At 65.9% G+C, this 24,156-nt stretch carries 16 protein-coding genes; 11 read left to right on the top strand and 5 right to left on the bottom strand.

Annotation, left to right across the window (positions count from 1 at the left end):
* The first annotated feature begins 26 nt into the window (after positions 1 to 26).
* From ABIA73_RS10490 to ABIA73_RS10470, 5 genes are read left to right on the top strand one after another with little or no spacing between them, the layout of a single operon-like run.
* The gene (locus ABIA73_RS10490) at positions 27 to 1,394 is read left to right on the top strand and encodes an FAD-dependent oxidoreductase (protein WP_105164349.1); all 1,368 of its coding nucleotides are present in this window, start codon (positions 27 to 29) and stop codon (positions 1,392 to 1,394) included.
* A complete protein-coding gene (gene sbcB, locus ABIA73_RS10485; protein WP_354275738.1) occupies positions 1,394 to 2,833 on the top strand; it encodes an exodeoxyribonuclease I in 1,440 nt (479 codons plus the stop codon). Before ABIA73_RS10490 ends, sbcB begins: the two co-directional genes overlap by 1 nt.
* A complete protein-coding gene (locus tag ABIA73_RS10480; RefSeq protein WP_218787733.1) occupies positions 2,830 to 3,516 on the top strand; it encodes a DUF2461 domain-containing protein in 687 nt (228 codons plus the stop codon). Before sbcB ends, ABIA73_RS10480 begins: the two co-directional genes overlap by 4 nt.
* The gene (locus ABIA73_RS10475) at positions 3,516 to 4,496 is read left to right on the top strand and encodes an aldo/keto reductase (RefSeq protein WP_354275737.1); all 981 of its coding nucleotides are present in this window, start codon (positions 3,516 to 3,518) and stop codon (positions 4,494 to 4,496) included. Before ABIA73_RS10480 ends, ABIA73_RS10475 begins: the two co-directional genes overlap by 1 nt.
* 42 nt (positions 4,497 to 4,538) lie before the next feature.
* Entirely contained in the window at positions 4,539 to 5,090 is a 552-nt protein-coding gene (locus ABIA73_RS10470) for a DUF2939 domain-containing protein (RefSeq protein WP_088101688.1), read from the top strand.
* 75 nt (positions 5,091 to 5,165) lie between these two features.
* Here ABIA73_RS10470 and ABIA73_RS10465 read toward each other — a convergent pair whose 3' ends face one another.
* From ABIA73_RS10465 to ABIA73_RS10455, 3 genes are all read right to left on the bottom strand, one after another.
* Complete coding sequence (locus ABIA73_RS10465; protein ID WP_033831508.1) at positions 5,166 to 6,110, bottom strand: 5'-nucleotidase; 945 nt, start codon at positions 6,108 to 6,110, stop codon at positions 5,166 to 5,168.
* Positions 6,111 to 6,156: 46 nt separating this feature from the next.
* Entirely contained in the window at positions 6,157 to 6,930 is a 774-nt protein-coding gene (locus tag ABIA73_RS10460; protein WP_025876850.1) for an NAD kinase, read from the bottom strand.
* Positions 6,931 to 7,129: 199 nt separating this feature from the next.
* Positions 7,130 to 12,106 (bottom strand): NAD-glutamate dehydrogenase, encoded by a 4,977-nt coding sequence (locus ABIA73_RS10455; protein WP_354275736.1) that lies wholly within the window; start codon positions 12,104 to 12,106, stop codon positions 7,130 to 7,132.
* A gap of 250 nt (positions 12,107 to 12,356) precedes the next feature.
* On the opposite strand from ABIA73_RS10455, the gene ABIA73_RS10450 reads away from it, so the two are divergent.
* From ABIA73_RS10450 to ABIA73_RS10440, 3 genes are read left to right on the top strand one after another with little or no spacing between them, the layout of a single operon-like run.
* Positions 12,357 to 13,013 (top strand): TetR/AcrR family transcriptional regulator, encoded by a 657-nt coding sequence (locus ABIA73_RS10450; RefSeq protein ID WP_099784744.1) that lies wholly within the window; start codon positions 12,357 to 12,359, stop codon positions 13,011 to 13,013.
* Positions 13,013 to 14,278, top strand: coding sequence for an efflux RND transporter periplasmic adaptor subunit (locus ABIA73_RS10445; protein WP_025876844.1), 1,266 nt, complete (start codon positions 13,013 to 13,015; stop codon positions 14,276 to 14,278). Before ABIA73_RS10450 ends, ABIA73_RS10445 begins: the two co-directional genes overlap by 1 nt.
* Positions 14,279 to 14,292: 14 nt before the next feature.
* On the top strand, positions 14,293 to 17,466 hold the full coding sequence (locus ABIA73_RS10440; protein ID WP_025876842.1) for a multidrug efflux RND transporter permease subunit: 3,174 nt from the start codon (positions 14,293 to 14,295) through the stop codon (positions 17,464 to 17,466).
* Between the two features lie 153 nt (positions 17,467 to 17,619).
* Here the strand turns inward: ABIA73_RS10440 and ABIA73_RS10435 are convergent, their stop codons facing one another.
* Both ABIA73_RS10435 and ABIA73_RS10430 read right to left on the bottom strand, forming a co-directional pair.
* A complete protein-coding gene (locus tag ABIA73_RS10435) occupies positions 17,620 to 17,907 on the bottom strand; it encodes a hypothetical protein (RefSeq protein WP_032976310.1) in 288 nt (95 codons plus the stop codon).
* Between the two features lie 144 nt (positions 17,908 to 18,051).
* Positions 18,052 to 19,200, bottom strand: a complete 1,149-nt coding sequence (locus tag ABIA73_RS10430; protein WP_032976311.1) for an acyl-CoA dehydrogenase family protein — start codon at positions 19,198 to 19,200, stop codon at positions 18,052 to 18,054.
* Between the two features lie 135 nt (positions 19,201 to 19,335).
* On the opposite strand from ABIA73_RS10430, the gene ABIA73_RS10425 reads away from it, so the two are divergent.
* The 3 genes from ABIA73_RS10425 to metH are packed head-to-tail and all read left to right on the top strand — an operon-like array spanning position 19,336 to position 24,106.
* Positions 19,336 to 20,265 carry an ArsR/SmtB family transcription factor gene (locus tag ABIA73_RS10425; protein WP_025876836.1) on the top strand — a complete coding sequence of 310 codons (930 nt, stop codon included), beginning with the start codon at positions 19,336 to 19,338 and terminating at the stop codon, positions 20,263 to 20,265.
* 7 nt (positions 20,266 to 20,272) lie between these two features.
* Positions 20,273 to 21,367 (top strand): homocysteine S-methyltransferase family protein, encoded by a 1,095-nt coding sequence (locus ABIA73_RS10420; RefSeq protein WP_059064614.1) that lies wholly within the window; start codon positions 20,273 to 20,275, stop codon positions 21,365 to 21,367.
* 54 nt (positions 21,368 to 21,421) lie between these two features.
* A complete protein-coding gene (metH, locus tag ABIA73_RS10415) occupies positions 21,422 to 24,106 on the top strand; it encodes a methionine synthase (RefSeq protein WP_218787737.1) in 2,685 nt (894 codons plus the stop codon).
* Positions 24,107 to 24,156: the final 50 nt, after the last annotated feature.

The following is a 24,156-nucleotide window of genomic DNA, read 5'->3' as shown; positions in this document are numbered from 1 at the left end:
GCCCTCCCCTACTGCTGGACAGTTCGTTGATCGCACATGCATCCCGCTCGCTGAGCATTGTCGGCGCCGGCCTGGCCGGATCCCTGCTGGCCATCCTGCTGTCACGGCAGGGCTGGCGCATCACCCTGTACGAACGCCGTGGCGATCCGCGCATCGCCGATTACGAAAGCGGCCGTTCGATCAACCTGGCCCTGGCCGAGCGCGGGCGCAACGCGTTGCGCCAGGCCGGCGTGGAAGACGAAGTGATGGCGCGGGCGGTGATGATGCGCGGGCGCATGGTGCATCCGCGCGAGGGCGAGCCGCAGCTGCAGCGTTACGGTCGCGACGACAGCGAAGTGATCTGGTCGATCCATCGCAGCGACCTGAATACCACGCTGCTGGAACTGGCCGAGCAGGCCGGCGCCACCGTGCATTTCCACCGCCGCCTGCACACCGTCGATTTCGATGCAGGCTACGCACGCTTCATCGATGATCGTGACGACAGCCCGCACGATATCCGCTTCGATACGCTGGTGGGTGCCGACGGCGCCGGCTCGGCGCTGCGTGCGGCGATGAACCGGCGCGAACCGCTGGGCGAGGACATTGCCTTCCTCGACCATTCCTACAAGGAACTGGAAATTCCGCCGAGCGACGATGGCGGCTTCCGCATCGAGCGCAATGCCCTGCATATCTGGCCGCGTGGCCACTACATGTGCATCGCCCTGCCCAACCACGAGGGCACCTTCACCGTCACCCTGTTCCTGCCCAACGATGGCGATCCGAGCTTCGCTACGGTCACCACCGGCGCCCAGGCCGAAGCGCTGTTCGCGCGTGAGTTCGCCGATACCCTGCCGCTGATTCCCAACCTGCGTGCAGACTGGGAGCAGCATCCGCCCGGCCTGCTCGGCACCCTCACCCTGCAACGCTGGCACCAGCAGGCACGTGCCGTGCTGATCGGTGACGCCGCGCATGCGATGGTGCCGTTCCACGGCCAGGGCATGAACTGCGCGTTCGAGGACTGCGTGGCGCTGGCCCGCCATCTGATGGAGGCGGACGACCTGCAGAGTGCGTTCGCCGCATTCGAGGCCGAGCGCAAGCCGAACGCGCGTGCGATCCAGCAGATGGCGCTGGAAAACTATCTGGAGATGCGTGACAGGGTGGCTGATCCGGCCTTCCTGCTGCAGCGTGAGCTGGAACAGGAACTGCAGCGGCGCTGGCCCACGCGTTTCGTCCCGCACTACACGATGGTGACGTTCCTGCACACGCCCTATGCCGAGGCACTGCGCCGCACCGACCTCCAGCGCGCGATGCTGATCGCCGCCACCGCAGGCCACGACACCCTGGACAACATCGACTGGAACGCACTGCAGGCGCAGATCCATGCGCAGCTGCCGGTGCTGGAGGGCGCGCACTGATGGCTGACAGCTTCCTGTTCTACGACCTGGAAACCTTCGGCCAGGATCCACGTCGTACCCGTATCTCCCAGTACGCGGCAATCCGTACCGACAGCGACCTCAATGAGATCGACACGCCGGTCAGCTTCTTCGTTCGCCCGGCCGATGATCTGCTGCCCTCGCCGATGGCGACGATGGTCACCGGCATCACTCCGCAGCAGGCGCTGGCTGAAGGCATCAGCGAAGCCGAGGCGTTCGATCGCATCAACGAGCAGCTCTCGCGTCCCGGTACCTGCGCACTGGGCTACAACACCCTGCGCTTCGACGACGAGTTCATCCGCTACGGCCTGTTCCGCAACTTCCACGACCCGTACGAACGCGAGTGGCGCAACGGCAACTCGCGCTGGGACCTGCTGGACATGCTGCGGCTGATGCATGCCATCCGCCCGGACGGCATCCACTGGCCCAAGCGCGAGGACGGCGCCACCTCGTTCAAGCTGGAGCATCTGGCCGAGGCCAACGGCGTGCGCGAGGGCGATGCCCACGAAGCGCTGTCGGACGTGCGCGCGACGATCGGCATGGCGCGCCTGTTCAAGCAGTCGCAGCCGCGCCTGTGGGACTACGCGCTGAAGCTGCGCGACAAGCGTTTCGTCGGCAGCCTGCTCGACATCACTGCATTGAAGCCGGTGCTGCATATCTCGATGCGCTACCCGGCCAGCCGCCTGTGCGCGGCACCGGTGTTGCCGCTGGCGGTACATCCGACCATCAACAACCGGGTGATCGTGTTCGATCTCGACGGCGACATCGGTGACCTGCTGGAACTGCCCGCCGAAGTGATCGCCCAGCGCCTGTACCTGCGCGCCAGCGAACTGCCCGAAGGCGTGGCCCGGGTGCCGTTGAAGGAAGTGCACCTGAACAAGGTGCCGGCGCTGGTGGCCTGGAACCACCTGCGCGCTGATGACCACGCACGACTCGGGCTGGACGTGGCGGCGATCGAAGCCAAGGCCGAACGCCTGCGCGCGTTCGCGCCGCAGTTGGCCGAGAAGGCGCGCCAGGTCTACAACCAGCCGCGCGCGGCGAGCGTTTCCGATGTGGATGCATCGCTGTACGACGGCTTCCTCGGCGCCGGCGACAAGCCGCTGCTGGCACTGGCACGGACCACGCCCGCCGAGCAGCTGGCCGCACTGGAAGGTCGCTTCCGCGATCCGCGCCTGCCGGAACTGCTGTTCCGCTATCGCGCCCGCAATCATCCCGACAGCCTCGCACCGGAAGAACGCGAGCGCTGGAAAGCCTATCGCCGCCAGCGCCTGTTCGGCGAGGAAGGCATGGGCGAACTCAACCTGGCCCAGTTCCAGCAGCAGCTCGACGCGCTGGCAGCCGAGGCGCCCGACGATGCCCGCCGCGCCGCGCTGCTGCAATCGCTGCGTGACTGGGGCCAGCACCTGCAGGAGGACCTGTGAGCACCTATTTTTCCGATGCCAGTTTCAAGTTCCTGCGCAGCCTGGCGCTGCACAACGACAAGACCTGGTTCAACGACCATCGCCAGCAGTACGAAGACCACGTGCGGCAGCCGTTCCTGCGCCTGCTGGGCGACCTGCAGCCGGCCCTGGCCGAGGTCAGCGGACACTTCCGCGCAGACACGCGTGGCGTGGGCGGCTCGTTGTTCCGCATCTACCGCGACGCGCGGTTCTCCAACGATAAATCGCCGTACAAGACCTGGCAGGGCGCGCGCCTGTTCCATGAGCGCCGCCGTGAAGTGGCCGCACCCTCGTTCTACGTGCACCTGCAACCGGGCGAGAGCTTCGTCGGCGCCGGGCTGTGGCATCCCGAACCGGAAACCCAGCGCCGCGTCCGCCACTTCATCCTCGACAACCCGGGCAGCTGGAAGGCAGCTGCGCACGCACCGGCGCTGCGCAGGCGTTTCGACTTCGAGGAAACCGAGAAGCTGGTGCGCCCACCGCGCGGCTTCCCGGCCGACTTCGAGTTCATCGATGACCTCAAGCACCGCAACTGGGTGATGTGGCGTTCGCTGGACGATGCCACGATGACCGGCCCGCGCCTGCTGTCCACGCTCGGCAAGGACCTGGCGGCGCTCGGCCCGTTCGTGGATTACCTGTGCGCTGCGCTGGATCTGGAGTTCTGATGGCACTGGCGCGACAACGCCGCACGCTGGGCCGCACGAACCTGGCCGTTTCGCCGATCGGTCTGGGCTGTTCCGGTTTCTGGGGACACCACCGTTTCCCCGAGGCAGCGGCGGCCGAGGTGGTCGAGCACGCCCTGGCGCATGGCGTGAACCTGCTCGATACGGGCCATAACTACTCGGGCTTCCACGCCGAACCACGTCTGGGCCGGATCCTGCGTCCCCTGCTCGCGCGCTACCCGCGGCATTCACTGGTCATCTCCAGCAAGGGCGGCACGCTGACCGGCCAGGCCGGCATCAGCGGCGCCGAGCAGCGCAACTTCTCGGCCGCAGCGATCACCACCAGTTGCGAAGCCTCGCTGCGCAATCTCGGCCTGGACTACCTCGATATCTACCAGTTGCACGGCGCCAGCGAGCACGACATCAACGATGACCTGCTGGCCGCCCTGCAGCGCCTGCGGCAACGCGGCCTGATCCGACACACTGGCATCAATACGCATTCCGCATCGACATTGCGCTGGATGATCGCCAATCCGACGCTCTTCGACGTGGTTCTACTGGACTACAGCGCTCTCCAGCAGGACCGCGAGCCTCTGATCGACCAGCTGCAGGCAGCCGGCATCGGTGTGCTGGCTGGCACGGTACTGGCACAGGGCCATCTGCTGCCCGCGCGACCACGGCTGCCGCGCCTGGCCGACGCCTGGTACCTGGCCCGCGCCTGGCTCAAGCCGAGCAGCCGGCAATTGATGCGCAGCGCACGCCAGATGCGCAGGGCTGTCGCCGCCATCCACAGCCAGCGTCCCGCCCAGACCGCCTTCGCCTATGCACTGGGCCACCCTGGCGTGGCCAGCGGCATTCTCGGCACCACCCGCACCCAGAGCCTGGACGAAGTGCTGGCGACGCGACTGGACGCATTGACCGTAGCAGAGCGCCAGCTGCTGATCGACGCATTCGGAGATGGCCGCGGCTCGCCCAGTCATTGAGCCTTCACCCCTTACTGCGGCGGTTGCGGCAGTCTGGGCCTCATGAAGAAACTTACTGCACTCGCAATCCTGCTGGTCATGGCCTTGGCGGCCTGGTGGTTCGGCGGCCCCTACCTGACCGTGCATGGCCTGTCCAAGGCCATCGAACAACGGGACACCGCCCGTCTGGAGCGCTACGTGGATTTCCCACGCGTGCGCAGCAGCCTGCGCGCCCAGCTCAATGACTACCTGGTACGCCAGGCCGGTCCCGAGGTGGCTGCCAGTCCCTTCGGTGCCCTGCTGTACGGGCTGGGTGATCAGTTGGGTGGCGCCGCAGTGGACACGATGGTCACCCCCACCGGCATCGGTGCGATGTTGCAGGGCCACGTCCTGTGGAAGCGCGGCCGCAACGAACTGCAGGGCGGCGAGGCCTTGGGTGCAACCGAGCCGGCGCGACCGCTGAAGAACGCCGAACACCACTTCGAAGCCCTGGACCGCTTCGTGGTCGACGTCGATCGCGGCCCCGGCCAGCCTCCGTTGAAGGTAGTGCTGGAACCGCAGGGCCTGCGCTGGAAGGTGGTGGACCTGCAGCTGGGGATGTCAGGCAGCCCGTAACCGGTAGCGCCGGGCCATGCCCGGCGTTTCCATGGGCGCCGCTGCGCTCGCCGGGCATGGCCCGGCGCTGCCACCTCACCCTTCGTTGGCGACACCATGCGGCACGTGGCCGGCGGCTACGTGTTCACGCGCACTGTCGATGTTGTGCTGCGAATCGTCAAAGAAGATGTCGGCACCGAATGCCTGCAGGAACGGGCCCTTGTGCCGCCCCCCAAGGAACAGCGCCTCGTCCAGGCGCACGCCCCATTCGCGCAGGGTACGGATCACCCGCTCATGCGCCGGTGCAGAACGTGCGGTCACCAGCGCCGTGCGGATGGGCGCGCTGTCGCCGGCCGGGAACACTTCCTGCAGCGTGTGCAGCGCAGAGAGGAAACCGCGGAATGGACCGCCACTGAGTGGCTCGCGTGCACGCTCGCGTTCGTGCCGGCCAAAGGCTTCCACGCCCTGCTCGCGCGAAATGCGCTCGCTCTCGTCCCCGAAGATCACCGCATCACCATCGAAGGCGATGCGCAGCTGCCCGGCCGGGCGGGTGATGTCGATCTGGTCGGCGGCAGCGGCAGCGGTCTCGCCCGGTGGCTTGGGCAGGATGGTGGCCGCAGCGATGCCATGGCGAAGCGCGCTGCGCACCGATTCCGGATTGGCCGACAGGAACAGGTCGGTGCCGAACGGCTTCACGTACGGCCAGGTCGGCTCACCGGCGGTGAAGGTCGCGCGGATGATGCCCAGCCCGTAGTGCTGGATGGAATTGAAGATGCGCAGGCCGGTATCGGCCGAGTTGCGTGACAGCAGGATCACTTCCACGCGCGGGTTCTCGGGGCTGGCGCCCTGGTTCAGCGCCAACAGCTTGCGCACCACCGGGAAGGCCACGCCCGGCCCGAGGATGTCGTCCTCGTGCTGGCGCTGGTACTCGGCATAGGCGGCCACGCCATCGCTCTCGAACAGCGCATGGCTTTCTTCCAGGTCGAACAGCGCACGCGAGGTCACCGCGACGGTCAGCAAACGGGGGGAGTTGTCGCCCATCGGTGGGGTCCTTCAAGCGGTCGGCAGTGCCGGCCGCCTATTGTCGTCAAAAAACGAACTGTTCGCTCAGGATCCGGTCTTCGAGGTTGTGCTCCGGGTCGAACAGCAGGGTCACCCGGTGCTCGCGCGACTCACGGATCGTCACCTCGACCACATCGCGGGTCTCGTGCGAATCGGCGGTGACGCTGACCGGACGCTTGTAGGGATCGAGCACGCGGAAGCGCACTTCGGTGTCGGCCTTGAGGATGGCGCCGCGCCAGCGCCGCGGGCGATACGGGGCCAGCGGCGTCAGGGCGATGGTGTGCGAGCCCAACGGCAGTACCGGCCCATGTGCGGAATAGTTGTAGGCGGTGCTTCCGGCCGGGGTGGCCACCAGCACGCCATCGCCGATCAGTTCGCCCACCCGCTCCTGGCCATTGAGGTCGATACCGATATGCGCCGCCTGCCGGGTCTGGCGCAGCAGCGAGACGTCGTTGTAGGCCAGCGACCCGGTGGTGGTACCCGATTCGGTCAGCGCCATCATTTCCAGCGGGCGCAGGTGGGCCGGCTCGGCACGGGCGATACGCGCATGCACGTCGTCGTCGCCGCGGTACTGGTTCATCAGGAAACCCACCGTGCCCAGCTTCATCCCGAATACCGGCCTGCCCAGGTGTCCGTGACGATGCAGGGTCTGCAGCATGAAGCCATCGCCGCCGAGCGGGCACAGCACGTCGGCCTGGTCCGGGGCGTGGTCGCCATAGCGCGATACCATCGCCGCACGGGCCATCTGTGCAGGTTCGGTGGTACTGGCCAGGAAAGCGATGCGGGGGGTGTCGCTCATCGGTGGATCCGGGGGAAGGCTCGGTGGAGAGCATAACCGAGCGCCGCTGCGCTCGCCGGGCATGGCCCGGCGCTACCTGCTCCGCCGTACATCGGTAGCGCCGGGCCATGCCCGGCGGTCGTCCGCAAGAAAAAGCGGCCCCGCTTTCGCGGGGCCGTTCCGGTTCACGCATGCTAGGCGTGGCCTGGCACTACATCACTTACGCGCCGTGGGCAGCGAGCTGACCCAGGCGCTGCACCGCGACCGAAACGGTCGGGTAGTCGAGGGTCTTCTGCTCGGCCAGTTCGGCCAGCATCGCCAGCGTGAAGCGCAGGCTGCTGTCGTCTCGACCGATCCACGCGGCCACCTTGGCTTCAGCGGTGCTGCCCTTGGTGGCCAGCACCTGGCCGGCCAGGCTGCGGTGGTGTGCGGCCAGTTCGTCGCGCAGCACGCCACGTGCCACCGCGTGCCAGCGGCCGTTGACCTCCAGCGCGTCGATCTGCTCGAACAGCCACGGCAGCTGCAGGGCGTCGCCCAGGCGGAAGTGGATCTTGGAGACATCCACCGGCTTCAGCTTGCGGGTACGGGCCAGTTCGATGATGTCGAACGCCGGTTCCAGGAAGTGCAGTTCGGCCAGCTGCTGTGCCAGCGCCGACGGCAGGCCCTTTTCCTTCCACTCGGCCACCAGGGCTTCGTAGGTCGGACGCTGCGAATCCGGCAGCACACCCGAAGCAACACGGATGTCGTTGAACGGACCCTGGTAGCGGTTGACCGCCTCGGTGATGCCCGGCATCGGGCCCGGGCGCGACAGCAGCCAGCGTACGAACGAACGCTGCAGCTTCCAGATCACTTCCAGCGCGTCGATCTGCACCGACTCCGGCAGCGTGCCATCAAGAGCGTCGATCTGTGCCCACAGCGCGCGTGCGTCCAGCGTTTCGCGGCTGATGGTGTAGGCCTTGGCTACCTCGGCAATGGAGCGGCCGGTGTCTTCCTGCATGCGCATCAGGAAGGTGGCGCCCATGCGGTTGATGGTCTGGTTGGTCACAGCCGTGGCGATGATTTCGCGCTTCAGGCGGTGACGCTCCATCGCGTCGGCGTACTTCTTCTGCAGCGGCGTCGGGAAGTAGCGCTGCAGTTCCTTGGACAGGTACGGATCTTCCGGGATGTCCGAATCCAGCAGCTGCGCGAACGCCACCAGCTTGGAGTAGGACAGCAGCACCGACAGTTCCGGACGGGTCAGGCCCTGGCCGCGTGCCTTGCGCTGGGACAGCTCGGCATCGGACGGCAGGAACTCGATCTGGCGATCCAGCAGGCCCTGCTGTTCCAGGGTACGGATGAAGTGCTGCTTGGACCCCAGGCGCTTGACCGCCATCCGCTCCATCAGGCTCAGCGCCTGGTTCTGGCGGTAGTTGTCGTTGAGCACCAGCGCGGCGACTTCGTCGGTCATCGACGCCAGCAGCTTGTTGCGCTGCTCGACGGTCAGCTTCTTGGCCCGCACCACATCGTTGAGCAGGATCTTGATGTTGACTTCGTGGTCGGAGGTATCCACACCGGCCGAGTTGTCGATGAAGTCGGTGTTGAGCAGCACGCCGGCCTGGGCAGCTTCGATGCGGCCCAGCTGGGTCATGCCCAGGTTGCCGCCCTCGCCCACCACCTTGCAGCGCAGCTCGCCACCATTCACGCGCAGGGCGTTGTTGGCGCGGTCGCCGACATCGCTGTGCTGCTCGCTGGCAGCCTTGACGTAGGTACCGATGCCGCCGTTCCACAGCAGGTCGACCGGTGCCTTCAGGATCGCGCTCATCAGATCGTTCGGCGACAGCGCCTTGACGTTCTCGTCCAGGCCCAGCGCTTCACGCACCTGCGGGGTGATCTCGATCGACTTCAGGCTGCGCGGATACACGCCGCCGCCCTTGCTGATCAGCTTGGCATCGTAGTCCGCCCAGCTCGAACGCGGCACGGTGAACAGACGCTCACGTTCGACGAACGTGGTCGCTGCATCCGGGTTCGGGTCCAGGAAGATGTGGCGGTGGTCGAACGCAGCGACCAGGCGGATGTGGCGCGACAGCAGCATGCCGTTGCCGAACACGTCGCCGGACATGTCGCCGACGCCAACCGCGGTGAAGTCCTGGGTCTGGCTGTCACGGCCCAGTGCACGGAAGTGGCGCTTGACCGACTCCCATGCGCCGCGCGCGGTGATGCCCATGCCCTTGTGGTCGTAACCGACCGAACCGCCGGAGGCGAACGCATCGCCCATCCAGAAGCCGTGCGCGATGGCCAGGCCGTTGGCGATGTCGGAGAAGGTCGCGGTGCCCTTGTCGGCGGCCACCACCAGGTACGGATCGTCCATGTCATGGCGCACGACATCCACCGGCGGCACGATCTTGTTGTTGACGATGTTGTCGGTGATGTCCAGCAGGCCCTGGATGAACAGCTTGTAGCAGGCCACGCCGTTGGCGAAGATCGCATCGCGATCGCCGTTCACCGGCGGCATCTTGGCGAAGAAGCCGCCCTTCGCGCCGACCGGCACGATGACGGTGTTCTTGACCATCTGCGCCTTGACCAGGCCCAGCACTTCGGTACGGAAGTCTTCGCGGCGATCCGACCAGCGCAGGCCGCCACGGGCGACGGCACCGAAGCGCAGGTGGGTACCTTCCACGCGCGGGCCATACACGAAGATTTCGCGGTACGGGCGCGGCTTGGGCAGGTCCGGCACCAGGGCCGAATCGAACTTGAAGCTGATGACATGGCCGTGCTGGCCATTGGCATCGGTCTGGTAGTAGCTGGTGCGCAGGGTCGCATCGATCACGCCCATGAAGGAACGCAGGATGCGGTCCTCGTCCAGGCTCGACACGCGGTCCATCAGCTTCAGCAGCGCTTCGCGCGCGGCCTGCATCTGCGCATCGCGGTCACCCTTGCGGGCGTCGACCACGGTCTTGAGCACCTTCAGGGTGGCCTCGTCGCCGGCAGCCAGCACCTCGAGGTGGGCCTTCAGCTGCGCCTGGCCGGCGGCGATGTCTTCCTTGCTTTCATGGCCGGTGGCCGGATCGAAGCGGGCTTCGAACAGTTCCACCAGCAGGCGTGCCAGCAACGGGTAGCGGGTGAAGGTGCCTTCGACGTAAGCCTGCGAGAACGGCACGCCGGTCTGCAGCAGGTACTTGCAGTAGCCACGCAGCATGGCGACCTGGCGCCAGTGCAGGCCGGCAGCCAGCACCAGGCGGTTGAAGCCATCGTTCTCGGCATCGCCGTGCCAGACGCGGGCAAAGGTCTCACCGAAGGCTTCATCGACGCTGGCCGCATCGATCGCACCAGCGGTCGACTCGACCTCGAAGTCCTGCACGTACACCGGCGCGTTGTCCACCGACAGGCGGTACGGACGCTCGGCGATCACGCGCAGGCCCATGTTTTCCATCATCGGCAGCGCGTCCGACAGCGGGATGTCATCCAGCTGGCGATACAGCTTCAGGCGCAGGCCATCGCCGGATTCGCGCGGCACGGCCTGCAGGCTCAGGCGCAGGTCGTCCGGACCGGTCAGCGCATCCAGCTGGCTGACATCGTTGGCGGCAACGGCGGTGCTGTTGTCTTCGATGTAACCGGCCGGCAGCGCCTTGCCGATACGCGCAGCAATGCGCAGGCCTTCGGCTTCGCCATGGCGGGTGACCAGCGCTTCGCGCAGGTCGTCCTGCCAGTTGCGCAGCACCTGGGCCAGCTTCTGCTCCAGTTCCGCGGTATCGACGTCAAGCATTTCGCCCGGCTTCGGACGCACGATCAGGTGCACCTGGGCCAGCGGCGATTCACCCAGCACCACCGAGCTGTCCACGTACTCGCCGTGCAGCGCTTCCTTGAGCATCGCTTCGATGCGCAGGCGCACGTCGGTGTTGAAACGCTCGCGCGGCAGGTAGACCAGCGCGGAAATGAAACGGCTGTACTTGTCGCGACGCAGGAACAGGCGGCTGCGCACACGCTCCTGCAGTCCCAGCACGCCCATCGCGGTGCGGAACAGTTCGTCTTCGCTGGACTGGAACAGCTCTTCGCGCGGCAGGGTTTCCAGGATATGGCGCAGGGCCTTGCCGCTATGGCTGGAGCCGGCCAGGCCGGACTGCTTCATCACGTGTTCGTAGCGCTGGCGCACCAGCGGGATTTCCCACGGGCGGCGGTTGTAGGCGCTGGAGGTGAACAGGCCGAGGAAGCGCTGTTCGCCGATGATCTTGCCCTTGGCGTCGAATTCCAGCACGCCGATGTAATCCATGTAACCGGCACGATGCACGCGCGAACGGGCATTGGTCTTGGTCAGGATCAGCGCGTCCTTCAGCCCGGACGTGGTGTTCAGGCCCTGCGCGGCCAGGGTCTTGACCGGACGTGCAGCGGACTTGTCCTTGCCGCGCATCAGGCCCAGGCCGGTGTCGTTCAGCGGCGCCAGCACGTCTTCCTTGCCCTGCTTCTCGACGCGGTACTCGCGGTAGCCGAAGAAGGTGAAGTGGTTGTCGGCGGCCCAGCGCAGGAATTCCTGTGCTTCCTTGCGCGAGGCAGCGTCGACCGGCAGCTGGCGGCTGCCAAGGTCGTCGGCCAGCGCCAGCGCCTTGTCCTGCATCGGCTGCCAGTCGCGCACGATGGCGCGCACTTCATCCAGCGCCTTGTTGATGGCCTGCTCGATGTCTGCCATGGCTTCGGCCGGCTGGCGGTCGATCTCCAGCAGCATCACCGATTCCAGCTGGCCCTCGCCGACCTTGGTCAGCTTGCCGGCCTTGTCACGGGTGAAATGCAGCACCGGGTGGCCCAGCACATGCACGCCAACGCCATGCTCGGCCAGCGACATGGTCACGGTGTCGACCAGGAACGGCATGTCGTCGTTGATGATCTGCAGCACGGTGTGCGGCGATTCCCAACCGTTGGCCTTCGCCGTCGGATTGAACACGCGGACATTGGCCTTGCCGGCCTTGCGGGCACGGGCGAATTCCAGCGTTTCGGCTGCGAGCGCGGCCCACTCCTCAGCGCTGTGATGGGGGAACTCGTCGGCCTCCATGCGCTTGTAGAAATCGGCTGCGAATGCCACTGCCTCGGCCTGGGCGGCCGCGGGGTAACGCTTGCGCAAGGCCGTGTACACCGGCTCCAGGGAGAAACCAGCGGTCACTGCGACCTCCGACTCAACTGGTCTGCTTTTGTTTTTCACGGTCTTGGCTGCGGTTTTTTGCGGTTTCATGGCAGAGCGGCGCGCTTGCTCAGTTGGGAAAATGAAATTGTAGCCCTACCGCACGAAAAGGCCTTGCTGCAGGACGGAATAACCAGATTCGGGTTTGCTGCGGTTTAGACGCCCTATTCAGTTCGCACCGGTATGGGCATCGCAGTGGCGCAGCGTTGCCGACAGGATCGGCAAAACGTGTTACCGGAAGACACATGCGGCAACATCGGCGCGATTCCACAATCCTGAACTGGACGGTATAGTCCACCGCGTGAATCCGGCCTACCTTCCTGTCGCCCTCGACGCGCGTGATGAGCGCGTGTTCGACGCCGTGCGCGAACTGCTTGCCCGACAGGGCATGCAGATGAGCATGGACGCGGTCGCCCAGCATGCAGGCTGCTCGAAGCAGACCCTGTACTCGCGCTACGGCAACAAGCAGGCCCTGCTGCGGCGGGTGATGCAGCGCCACGTCGGCCACGCCACCGGGGCCATGCTGCGTGCACTCCGCGGTGACGACCTGCGTGGCAGCCTGCTGCAGTTCGCCACCGACTTCCTGGAGCACTTCAACCAGCCCCACGTCGGCCAGGCCTGCCGCCTGATCGCCGCCGATGCAGCACAGTTTCCCGAAGAGGCGCGTACGCTGTACCGGCATGGCGCCGGCGCGTTGACACTTCATCTTGCTGAATGGATTGAAACCGTTTGCAGTCGCGGGCTGCTGCGGCATGACGACCCGCACTTCATGGCCGAACTGCTGCTGAGCATGATTGCCGGTCAGGATTTCGACAAACAGCGCTTCCATACCCCCCATCGTGATGACGCTGCATTGCGTCGGCGCTGGGCAGAGTTCTCCGTCGATGGCTTCCTGCGCGCGTTCGCGCCGCAGCCCTCGCCGGCCCCGTCTTCAAACCAACCCCGGAGTTCCTCCTGATGACCGCCCCACTCCGCACCCTTGCCTTGACGTGCGCCGTTGCTGTCGCCGTAGCTGCCTGCAAGAAGCCGGAACAGCCGACGCCCCCACCGCCGGAGGTGGGCGTGATCGACGCCAAGCCGCAGACCCTGCCGCTGCAGCGCGAGCTGGTCGGTCGCCTGTCGCCGTTCCGCAGCGCCGATGTGCGCGCCCGCGTGCCCGGCGTGCTGCTCAAGCGCGTCTATCAGGAAGGCAGCGAGGTCAAGCAGGGCCAGACCCTGTTCCTGATCGACCCGGCGCCCCTGCGCGCCTCGCTCAACGCCTCCGAGGCCCAGCTGGCTTCGGCCCGCGCGACCTACGCCAACGCCAAGGTCGCCGCTGACCGCGCCCGTTCGCTGGCGCCGCAGAAGTTCGTGTCCAAGGCCGACCTGGACAATGCCGAGTCGGCCGAGCGCACCGCGCTGGCCGCGGTCAAGCAGGCCGAAGCCACCGTTACGTCCTCACGCATCAGCCTGGGCTACACCGAAGTCACCGCCCCGATCAGTGGCGTGGCCAACAAGCAGCAGGTCACCGAAGGCGCGCTGGTCGGCCAGGGCGATGTGACCCTGCTGACCACCGTGGACCAGCTCGACCCGCTGTACGTGAACTTCTCGCTGAGCGTGGATGAACTGACCCAGCTGCGTGCGCAGCAGGCCAAGGGCACCCTGGCCCTGTCCGGCGACGGCAAGGCCACGGTCAACGTCAAGCTGGCCGACGGCAGCACCTACAGCGAGCCGGGCACGCTGGACTTCTCCTCGACCACGGTCGACCCGGCCACCGGCGCGGTGTCGCTGCGCGCGGTGCTGCCGAACCCGCAGAAGATCCTGCTGCCGGGCGCCTTCGTCAGCTTCCAGGCCAACCTGGGCGAGCGCAACAATGCCTACCTGGTGCCGCAGCAGGCCCTGCTGCGTGACACCAACGGCGGCTATGTGATGGTGGTGGGTGCCGACGGCAAGGTCGTCCGCAAGAACGTCAAGACCGACGGCGCGCAGAACGGCAACTGGCTGGTCAGCGAGGGCTTGGCTGCCGGTGACAAGGTGGTCGTCGCCGGCGTGCAGAAGGTCAAGGAAGGTACGCCGGCCACGGCCAAGCCGTGGACCCCGGGCCAGGACGCCAACGGCAAGCCTGCCGCCGGCGGTGCTGCTCCGGGCGCGCCTGCCGCAGCTCCGGCCGACGCCAAGGCACCGGCCAAGGCTGACCAGGCCGACAAGGCCGAGCCGGCCGCCACCGAATCGAACAAGCAGTAACGGGACCTTCCGTCATGCCTAAATTTTTCATCGAACATCCAGTCTTCGCCTGGGTGGTGGCGATCCTGATCTCGCTCAGCGGCGTGATCGCGATCCTCAACCTCGGCGTGGAGTCCTACCCCAACATCGCCCCGCCGCAGGTGACCGTCTCGGCCACCTACCCGGGTGCAAGTGCGGATACCACGGAGAAATCGGTCACCCAGGTGATCGAGCAGCAGCTGACCGGCATCGATCACCTGCTGTACTTCAGCTCCTCATCGGCCTCCAACGGCCGCGCCTCGATCACCCTGACCTTCGAGACCGGTACCGATCCGGACATCGCCCAGGTGCAGGTGCAGAACAAGGTCTCGCTGGCCACGCCGCGACTGCCTTCGGAAGTCACCCAGCAGGGTGTGGTGGTGGCCAAGGCCAACGCCGGCTTCCTGATGGTGGTGGCGCTGCAGTCCGATACGCCGACGATCAACCGTGACGCACTGAATGACATCGTCGGTTCGCGCGTGCTCGACCAGGTCTCGCGCATCCCCGGCGTCGGCAGCACCCAGCAGTTCGGTTCCGAGTACGCCATGAACATCTGGCTCAACCCGGAAAAGATGCAGGGCTATGGCCTGTCGGCCAGCCAGGTGCTGGCGGCGGTACGCGCGCAGAACGTGCAGTTCGCCGCCGGTGCGCTGGGCTCCGACCCGTCGCCGGAAGGCCAGCACTTCACCGCCACGGTGTCGGCCGAAGGCCGCTTCAGCTCGCCGCAGGAGTTCGAGAACATCATCCTGCGCGCCAATGCCGATGGCTCGCGCGTGCTGTTGAAGGACATCGCCCGCGTCGCCTTCGGTGCCAACAACTACGGCTTCGATACCCAGTACAACGGCAAGCCCACCGGCGCCTTCGCCATCCAGCTGCTGCCGGGCGCCAACGCCCTGAACGTGGCCGAGGCGGTGCGCGGCAAGATGGACGAGCTGCAGCCCAGCTTCCCGGCCGGCGTCACCTGGTTCTCGCCGTATGACAGCACCACCTTCGTCAAGATCTCGATCCAGGAAGTGGTCAAGACCCTGTTCGAAGCGGTGTTGCTGGTGTTCCTGGTGATGCTGATCTTCCTGCAGAACTTCCGCGCCACCCTGATCCCGACCCTGGTCATCCCGGTGGCCCTGCTGGGTACGTTCCTGGGCATGTGGATGATCGGCTTCACGATCAACCAGCTGACCTTGTTTGCGATGGTGCTGGCGATCGGCATCGTGGTCGATGACGCGATCGTGGTGATCGAGAACGTCGAACGCATCATGACCGAGGAAGGCCTGGCGCCGAAGCCGGCCACGCAGAAGGCGATGACCCAGATCACCGGCGCGGTGGTGGCCATCACCGTCGTGCTGGCGGCGGTGTTCATCCCCTCCGCCCTGCAGGGCGGTGCGGCCGGTGAGATCTACAAGCAGTTCGCCCTGACCATCGCCATCTCGATGGCGTTCTCGGCGTTCCTGGCGCTGGGCTTCACCCCGGCACTGTGCGCGACGTTCCTCAAGCCGACGCACAACGACAACCCGAACATCGTCTACCGCACCTTCAACAAGTACTACGACAAGATCAGCCACACCTATGTGGGCCACATCACCTCCGCGGTGCGCCATGCACCACGCTGGATGATCCTGTTCGTGGTGCTGACCGCGCTGTGCGGTTTCCTGTTCACCCGCATGCCGGGCAGCTTCCTGCCTGAGGAAGACCAGGGCTATGCACTGGCGATCGTGCAGTTGCCGCCGGGCTCGACCAAGAGCCAGACCAACGAAGCGTTCGCACAGATGCGCGGCATCCTGGAAAAGCAGGATGGCTATGAAGGCATGCTGCAGGTGGCCGGCTTCAGCTTCGTCGGCTCCGGCGAGAACGTGGGCATGGGCTTCATCCGCCTGAAGCCGTGGGAAGAGCGCAAGTTCACTGCTCCGGAATTCATCCAGAACATGAACGGCGCGTTCTACGGCATCAAGGAAGCGCAGATCTTCGTGGTCAACCTGCCGACCGTGCAGGGCCTTGGCCAGTTCGGTGGCTTCGACATGTGGCTGCAGGACCGCAGCGGCGCCGGTTACGAGCAGCTGACCCAGGCCCGCAACATCCTGCTCGGCCAGGCCGCGCAGAAGCCGGACCACCTGGTGGGCGTGCGCCCGAACGGCCTGGAAAACGCCCCGCAGCTGCAGCTGCACGTGGACCGCGTGCAGGCGCAGTCCATGGGCATGTCGGTGTCGGACGTGTACAGCACCATCCAGCTGATGCTGGCCCCGGTGTACGTCAACGACTTCTTCTACGAAGGCCGCATCAAGCGCGTGACCATGCAGGCTGATGGTCCGTACCGCACTGGCCAGGAATCGCTGAAGAGCTTCTACAGCCCGTCCAGCCTGACCACCAATGCCGATGGCACCAACGCGATGATTCCGTTGAGCACGGTGGTCAAGTCCGAATGGGTCTCGGCACCACCGTCGCTGAGCCGCTACAACGGCTACTCGGCGATCAACATCGTCGGCTCGCAGGCACCGGGCACCAGCTCGGGTGAAGCGATGCAGACCATGGAAGGCATCGTCAACGACGACCTGCCGGCGGGCTTCGGCTACGACTGGTCCGGCCTGTCCTACCAGGAAATCCTGGCAGGCAACGCCGCGACGCTGCTGCTGGTGCTGTCCATCGTGGTGGTGTTCCTGTGCCTGGCCGCGCTGTATGAAAGCTGGTCGATCCCGGTGGCGGTGCTGCTGGTGGTACCGCTTGGCGTTCTGGGCGCACTCGCCCTGTCGATGATGCGTGGCCTGCCGAACGATCTGTTCTTCAAGATCGGCCTGATCACGGTGATCGGCCTGGCCGCGAAGAACGCGATCCTGATCGTGGAGTTCGCGGTGGAGCAGCGTGCGGCGGGCAAGACCCTGCGCGATGCCACCATCGAAGCGGCGCGCTTGCGATTCCGCCCGATCCTGATGACGTCCTTCGCGTTCATCATGGGCGTCATCCCGATGGCGATCTCCACCGGTGCCGGCGCCAACTCGCGCCACGCCATCGGTACCGGCGTGATCGGCGGCATGCTGTTCGCCACCCTGCTCGGCCTGCTGATGATCCCGGTGTTCTTCGTGGTCGTGCGCCGCATGCTGGGCGACAAGCTGGATGAACCGTCGAAGGAATTCCTCGGCCGCCAGCGTGATGCGGAAAGCGCCCACCGCCCGGATCGTTGATCCGGCGGTAAATTGAAACGAGAAAGGCCCCGGAGCGATCCGGGGCCTTTTTCTTTGCTGCTTTTGAATCCATGCCAACCAAGGTTGGCATCTACCAAGCAGCGGCATGCCCGGTAGCCGCCAACCTTGGTTGGCGCTCTCCAGGGCGACGTGTCAGCGCAGCAGCGCGATCAGGGCGCACACCGCCACGAGAACCAGCGCGGCCCATTGCATGGGCACGAAGAAGAAATGATGGGGTGCGGCCTCACCCTTATGCCGCGGCGCACGGTTAAGCCACAGCCCCAGCAGCACGTTCACTGCCGCACCGATGCCACCACCCAGCAGCACCTGCTGCAGCGGAATGTTGCCCTTGGCGCCGTCGTGCGGGAAGAAGTACGCCAGCAACAGGATGCCTGCGATCGGCGTCACCAGCGTCATGAAGCCCCAGCCGCGGTAGATCATGCGGTATCTCCAGAAAAAACGATCCGCATTGCAGCAGCATGCATCCTGGAAAGCCAGAGGGGCATGCCATCTGGGCACAACGCCATCCACGCATGGCGTGGATCTACTGCCGCGCCGCCATTGCAGCGGCGCGGAGCAGGAAAATCAACGCAGCCCGGTTTCGTTGCGGGCAATCACCAGGCGCTGGATTTCAGAGGTGCCTTCGTAGATCTCGGTGATCTTGGCATCACGGAAGTAGCGCTCCAGCGGCATTTCCTTGGAATAGCCCATGCCGCCATGGATCTGTACGGCCTGGTGGGTGATCCACATTGCAGCTTCCGAAGCGGTCAGCTTGGCGATGGCGGCCTCGTTGCTGAAGCGCTTGCCCTCGCCCTTCACCCATGCCGCACGCAGGGTCAGCAGCAGCGCCGCATCCAGCTTGCACTTCATGTCGGCAATCTTCGCCTGGGTCATCTGGAACGTACCGATGGCCGCACCGAAGGCCTTGCGGTCCTTCACGTACTCCAGGGTCGCTTCATAGGCGGCACGGGCAATACCGATCGCCTGCGAGGCAATGCCGATGCGGCCGGCGTCAAGCACGCCCATGGCGATCTTGAAGCCCTCGCCTTCCTGCCCCAGCACGTCTTCGGGCTGCGCCACGTAATCGTTGAACTCGATCTCGCAGGTAGCCGAGGCACGGATGCCCAGCTTCGGTTCGGTCTTGCCGCGGCCGAAACCGGCCTTGTCGGTGTCGATCATGAACGCGGTGATGCCACGCGCGCCCTTGTCCGGCTCGCTCATCGCGAACAGCACGATGTACTTGGCCACCGGGCCGGAAGTGATCCAGCTCTTCTTGCCATTGATGACATAGCTGCCGTCGGCCTGCTTGACCGCGCGGCAACGCATGGCAGTGGCGTCCGAGCCCGACTGTGGCTCGGTCAGCGCGAATGCACCGATGGCCTCGCCTTCGGCGATGGCGCGCACGTACTTCTGCTTCTGCGCTTCGCTGCCATGGGTCAGGATGCCGTTGCAGAACAGCGAATTGTTGACCGACATGATGGTCGAATGCGCAGCATCACCGGCGGCGACCTCCACCATCGCCAGCACGTACGCGATCGGGTCCATGCCCGCGCCACCGTATTCGGTCGGCACTTCGATGCCCATCAGGCCGTTCTCGCCCAGCAGGCGGATGTTGTCCAGCGGGAACTCACCGGTACGGTCATGGTGCTCCGCGCTCGGGGCGATCTTTTCCTGCGCGATCCGGCGCGCAACGTCCTGCAGCATCAACTGCTCTTCGGTAAAGCTGAAATCCACAACACCCTCCCGGGAAAATGGTTCGCCGATTGTACCGGGGGCGGGGCATTGGCGGCTGACTCGACCCTGGCGGCGGCTTGACCGGGCAGCCCCCCGTCAGCGAATATATCTCTATATCGCGATAGGTAGATGTTTATGGATCTGGAAGACTGGTCGACCCGCCTGAAGGTGTTCGCCGATGCTACCCGCGTGCGCCTGCTGGCGCTGCTGGAGCAGGAAGAGCTGACCGTGGCCGAGCTTTCGGCCATCACCCGGTTGGCGCAGCCGCGGGTATCGACTCATCTGGCGCGCCTGAAGGAAGCCGGCCTTGTGCGCGACCGCCGTGCGGGCGTGTCGGCCTACTACCGCTTCGACGAAGCCCAGCTGGACCCGGCGCAGCGTGCATTGTGGCATGCCCTGAGCAACGGAAGCGATGACCCGTTGCTGCGCCAGGATGCTGAACGCGTAGCGGCGGTGCTCGCCCACCGCGCGGCGGACCAGAACTGGGCCGACAGCGTGGCCGGCGACATGGAGCGCCACTACTCCCCGGGCCGCACCTGGGAAGCGCTGGCGCGCACCGCGCTGCCATTGCTGGAAACCGGCGACGTGCTGGATATCGCCTCCGGCGACGGTGTGCTGGCCGAACTGGTCGCCCCGCACGCCAGGCGTTATGTCTGCATCGATACCAGTGCGCGCGTGGTGGCCGCCGCCAGCGAACGCCTGCGCCGCCTGCCGAACGTGGAAGTCCGCGAGGGCGACATGCATGCCCTGCCCTTCAAGGACCGCAGCTTCGACCTTGTGGTGCTGATGCACGCCCTGACCTACGCCAGCAAGCCGGCGCAGGCGGTCACCGAAGCCGCGCGCGTACTGCGCCCGGGCGGTCGCCTGCTGCTGTGCAGCCTGGCCCGCCACGAGCACAAGGCCGCGGTCGATGCCTATGGCCATGTCAACCTCGGCTTCAGCGACAAGGAGCTGAAGAAGTTCGTCGACAAGGCCGGCCTGCAGGTCTCCAACCTGGAAACGGTCACCCGCGAAAAGCGCCCGCCGCATTTCGAAGTGATCTCGCTGATCGCCAACAAACCCTGAGGTCGACATGCCCGCATTGCCCTGGCTGCACCCGGAACGCGTGGAATCGCTGCTCGCTGCCCTGCGTGATCGGATCCTGATCATCGACGGCGCGATGGGCACGATGATCCAGCGCCACGGGCTGCAGGAAGAGGATTACCGGGGCGAGCGCTTCGCCGGCGGTTACGACCACGCCCATGGGCCCGGCTGCGACCACGGCGGCACACCCGAAGGCCACGACCTGAAGGGCAACAACGACCTGTTGCTGCTGACCCGGCCGGAGGTCATCGCCGGCATCCACACCGCCTACCTGGAAGCGGGCGCGGACCTGGTGGAAACCAACACCTTCAACGCCACCTCCGTCAGCCAGGCCGACTACCACCTCGAACACCTGGTGTACGAGCTGAACAAGGCGGGTGCGGCCGTCGCACGTGCCTGCTGCGATGCGGTGGCGGCCACCACACCGGACAAGCCGCGCTTCGTCATCGGCGTGCTCGGCCCGACCAGCCGCACCGCTTCGATCAGTCCGGACGTCAATGATCCCGGCTTCCGCAACACCAGTTTCGATGAGCTGCGCGGCACCTACCGCGAAGCCATCGATGGCCTGATCGATGGTGGCGCCGACACGATCATGGTCGAGACCATCTTCGATACGCTCAACGCCAAGGCTGCGCTGTACGCCATCGAGGAGGCCTTCGATGCACGTGGCGCGCGGCTGCCGATCATGATTTCCGGCACCATCACCGATGCTTCCGGGCGCACCCTGTCCGGACAGACCGCCGAGGCGTTCCAGGCGTCACTCGCGCATGCACGGCCGTTGTCGATCGGCCTGAACTGCGCACTCGGCGCCGATGCCATGCGTCCGCACGTGGAAACCCTGTCGCAGGTGTCGGACTGCTACGTCAGTGCCCACCCCAACGCCGGCCTGCCCAATGCATTCGGTGAGTACGACGAAACACCCGAGGAAATGGCCGCCACCCTGCGTGGCTTTGCCGAAGATGGCCTGCTCAACCTGGTCGGCGGCTGCTGTGGCTCCACGCCGGACCACATCCGCGCGATCGCGCTGGCGGTGGCCGGGCTGCCGCCCCGCGCCCTGCCTGCCGCCCAGGTTCAGGCGGCATGAACACCTCCACCCCCTCCCGCACGTCCCCCTGTTGCCGCTGAGTTGCCGCCGATCATGACGCCTGTCCGCCCTACCCGCCTGTCCGGCCTGGAACCGCTGGTCATCACCCCGGATCTGCTGTTCGTCAATGTCGGCGAACGCACCAACGTCACCGGCAGCGCGCAGTTCCGCAAGCTGATCAAGGAAGGCCGTTACGAAGAAGCGGTGGACGTGGCCCGGCAGCAGGTGGCCAGCGGCGCACAGATCCTCGACGTCAACATGGACGAGGGCCTGATCGATTCGGAAGCGGCGATGACCCGCTACCTCAACCTGATCATGTCCGAGCCGGACATCGCCCGCATCCCGGTAATGGTCGATTCCTCCAAGTGGAGCGTGATCGAGGCTGGCCTGAAGTGCCTGCAGGGCAAGAGCGTGGTCAATTCGATCTCGCTGAAGGAAGGCGAGGACCTGTTCCGCGAGCACGCGCGCAAAGTGCTGCGCTACGGTGCGGCCGCAGTGGTGATGGCCTTCGATGAGAGCGGGCAGGCCGACACCTGCGCACGCAAGGTTGAAATCTGCACCCGCGCCTATCGCCTGCTGGTCGATGAAATCGGCTTCCCGCCACAGGACATCATCTTCGACCCGAACATCTTCGCCGTCGCCACCGGCATTGAAGAGCATGACAACTACGCGGTCGACTTCATCGAAGCCACCCGCATCATCAAGCAGACACTGCCGCACTGCCATGTGTCCGGCGGCGTGTCCAACGTTTCGTTCTCGTTCCGTGGCAACGAGACCGTGCGCCAGGCGATCCACTCGGTGTTCCTGTACCACGCGATCGCCGCAGGCATGGACATGGGCATCGTCAACGCCGGCGCCATGCCGATCTACGACGAGCTGGAGCCGGAACTGCGCGAGCGCGTGGAGGACGTGATCCTCAACCGCCGCTCTGATGCCACCGAGCGCCTGCTTGAAATCGCCGAGCGCTACAAGGGCAGCAAGGGCGCGGCGAAGACCGAAGACCTGGCCTGGCGCGAGAAGCCGGTGGACGCACGGTTGGCGCATGCGCTGGTGCATGGCCTGGATGCCTGGGTCGACGCCGATACCGAAGAAGCCCGGCAACGTTCCAGCCGCCCGCTGGACGTCATTGAAGGCCCGCTGATGGCCGGCATGAACGTGGTCGGCGACCTGTTCGGTGCCGGCAAGATGTTCCTGCCGCAGGTGGTGAAATCGGCACGTGTGATGAAGAAGGCAGTGGCCTACCTGCTGCCCTACATCGAAGCCGAAAAGGCCCGCAGCGGCGACACCGCCAAGAGCAACGGCAAGATCATCATGGCCACGGTGAAGGGCGATGTGCACGACATCGGCAAGAACATCGTCGGCGTGGTCCTGGCCTGCAACAACTTCGAGGTGATCGATCTGGGCGTGATGGTGCCGGCGCAGAAGATCCTCGATGCCGCCCGCGAGCACCAGGCCGACATCATCGGCCTGTCCGGCCTGATCACGCCGTCACTGGAAGAAATGAGCCATGTCGCCCGTGAAATGCAGCGGCAGGGCTTTGACCTGCCGTTGATGATCGGCGGCGCGACCACCTCGCGTGCGCACACCGCGCTGAAGATCGACCCGCACTACAAAGCCCCGACGGTCTGGGTGAAGGACGCCTCGCGCGCCGTGGGCGTGGCGCAGTCGCTGATCTCGCGCGAGCTGCGGGATGCGTTCGTCGCCGCCAACGAGGCGGACTACGCCGAGATCCGCACCCGCCACCGCAACCGCGGTGACGCCAAGCGCCTGGTCTCGCTGGAACATGCACGTGGCCAGAAGTTCCAGTGCGACTGGCAGGCGTACACGCCACCCGCACCGAAGCAGCCGGGCCTGCATGTATTCGATGACTACCCGCTGGCCGAGCTGGTGCCCTACATCGACTGGACGCCGTTCTTCCAGGCGTGGGAGCTGGCCGGCAAATATCCGGCGATCCTCACCGATGAGATCGTTGGCACCCAGGCCAGCGAGCTGTACCAGGACGCGCGCGCGATGCTCGATCGCATCGTCAACGAGAAGTGGCTGCGGGCCAAGGCCGTGTTCGGCCTGTGGCCTGCCAACAGCATCGGCGACGACGTACGCGTGCAGCACCCCGATGGCGAGGCCACCCTGCACTTCCTGCGGCAACAGGTGGACAAGCCGGCCGAACGCCCGGATTTCTGCCTGGCCGATTTCATCGCCCCGGCCGACAGCGGCAAGCAGGACTGGATCGGCGCCTTCGCAGTGACCGCCGGGATCGGCATCGACGCGCACGTGGCCCGTTTCGAGGCCGACCACGACGACTACAACGCAATCCTGCTGAAGGCGCTCGCCGACCGCTTTGCCGAAGCCCTGGCCGAACGCCTGCACCAGCGCGTACGCACCGTGTTCTGGGGGTACGACCACGCCGAAACGCTCGACAACGAAGCGCTGATCGACGAAAAGTACCGCGGCATCCGCCCCGCGCCCGGTTACCCCGCCTGCCCCGAGCACAGCGAAAAACGCCGGTTGTTCGACCTGCTGGGCGCGGAAACCAACGCCGGCATGCAACTGACCGAGAGCTTCGCGATGCTGCCGACCGCGGCGGTGTCGGGCTACTACTTCAGCCACCCGCAGAGCCAGTATTTCGTGGTCGGCCGCCTCGGTCGCGAGCAGGTCACCGACTACGCACGCCGCAAGGGCGTGGACCGTGCCCAGGCCGAACGCTGGCTGGCCTCGAACCTGGATTACGATCCGGAATGATCCGCCGACAGGGTTGGCCCGGCGCCAGCCCTGCCCGCGATTGCTCAGGA

Origin of the sequence: Stenotrophomonas sp. 2694 (assembly GCF_040548715.1) — a bacterium.
Classification (GTDB): Bacteria; Pseudomonadota; Gammaproteobacteria; order Xanthomonadales; family Xanthomonadaceae; genus Stenotrophomonas; species Stenotrophomonas indicatrix.
This window is presented reverse-complemented; position numbering and strand designations above follow the sequence as displayed.

Excerpts from the sequence above, each read along its gene's own strand:
- ABIA73_RS10435 (WP_032976310.1), bottom strand. The coding sequence starts at position 17,907 with ATGATCTACCGCGGCTGGGGCTTCATGACGCTGGTGACGCCGATCGCA.
- ABIA73_RS10440 (WP_025876842.1), top strand. The coding sequence starts at position 14,293 with ATGCCTAAATTTTTCATCGAACATCCAGTCTTCGCCTGGGTGGTGGCG.
- metH (WP_218787737.1), top strand. The coding sequence starts at position 21,422 with ATGACGCCTGTCCGCCCTACCCGCCTGTCCGGCCTGGAACCGCTGGTC.
- ABIA73_RS10420 (WP_059064614.1), top strand. The coding sequence starts at position 20,273 with ATGCCCGCATTGCCCTGGCTGCACCCGGAACGCGTGGAATCGCTGCTC.
- ABIA73_RS10445 (WP_025876844.1), top strand. The coding sequence starts at position 13,013 with ATGACCGCCCCACTCCGCACCCTTGCCTTGACGTGCGCCGTTGCTGTC.
- ABIA73_RS10455 (WP_354275736.1), bottom strand. The coding sequence starts at position 12,106 with ATGAAACCGCAAAAAACCGCAGCCAAGACCGTGAAAAACAAAAGCAGA.
- ABIA73_RS10425 (WP_025876836.1), top strand. The coding sequence starts at position 19,336 with ATGGATCTGGAAGACTGGTCGACCCGCCTGAAGGTGTTCGCCGATGCT.
- ABIA73_RS10475 (WP_354275737.1), top strand. The coding sequence starts at position 3,516 with ATGGCACTGGCGCGACAACGCCGCACGCTGGGCCGCACGAACCTGGCC.
- ABIA73_RS10460 (WP_025876850.1), bottom strand. The coding sequence starts at position 6,930 with ATGAGCGACACCCCCCGCATCGCTTTCCTGGCCAGTACCACCGAACCT.
- ABIA73_RS10470 (WP_088101688.1), top strand. The coding sequence starts at position 4,539 with ATGAAGAAACTTACTGCACTCGCAATCCTGCTGGTCATGGCCTTGGCG.
- sbcB (WP_354275738.1), top strand. The coding sequence starts at position 1,394 with ATGGCTGACAGCTTCCTGTTCTACGACCTGGAAACCTTCGGCCAGGAT.
- ABIA73_RS10465 (WP_033831508.1), bottom strand. The coding sequence starts at position 6,110 with ATGGGCGACAACTCCCCCCGTTTGCTGACCGTCGCGGTGACCTCGCGT.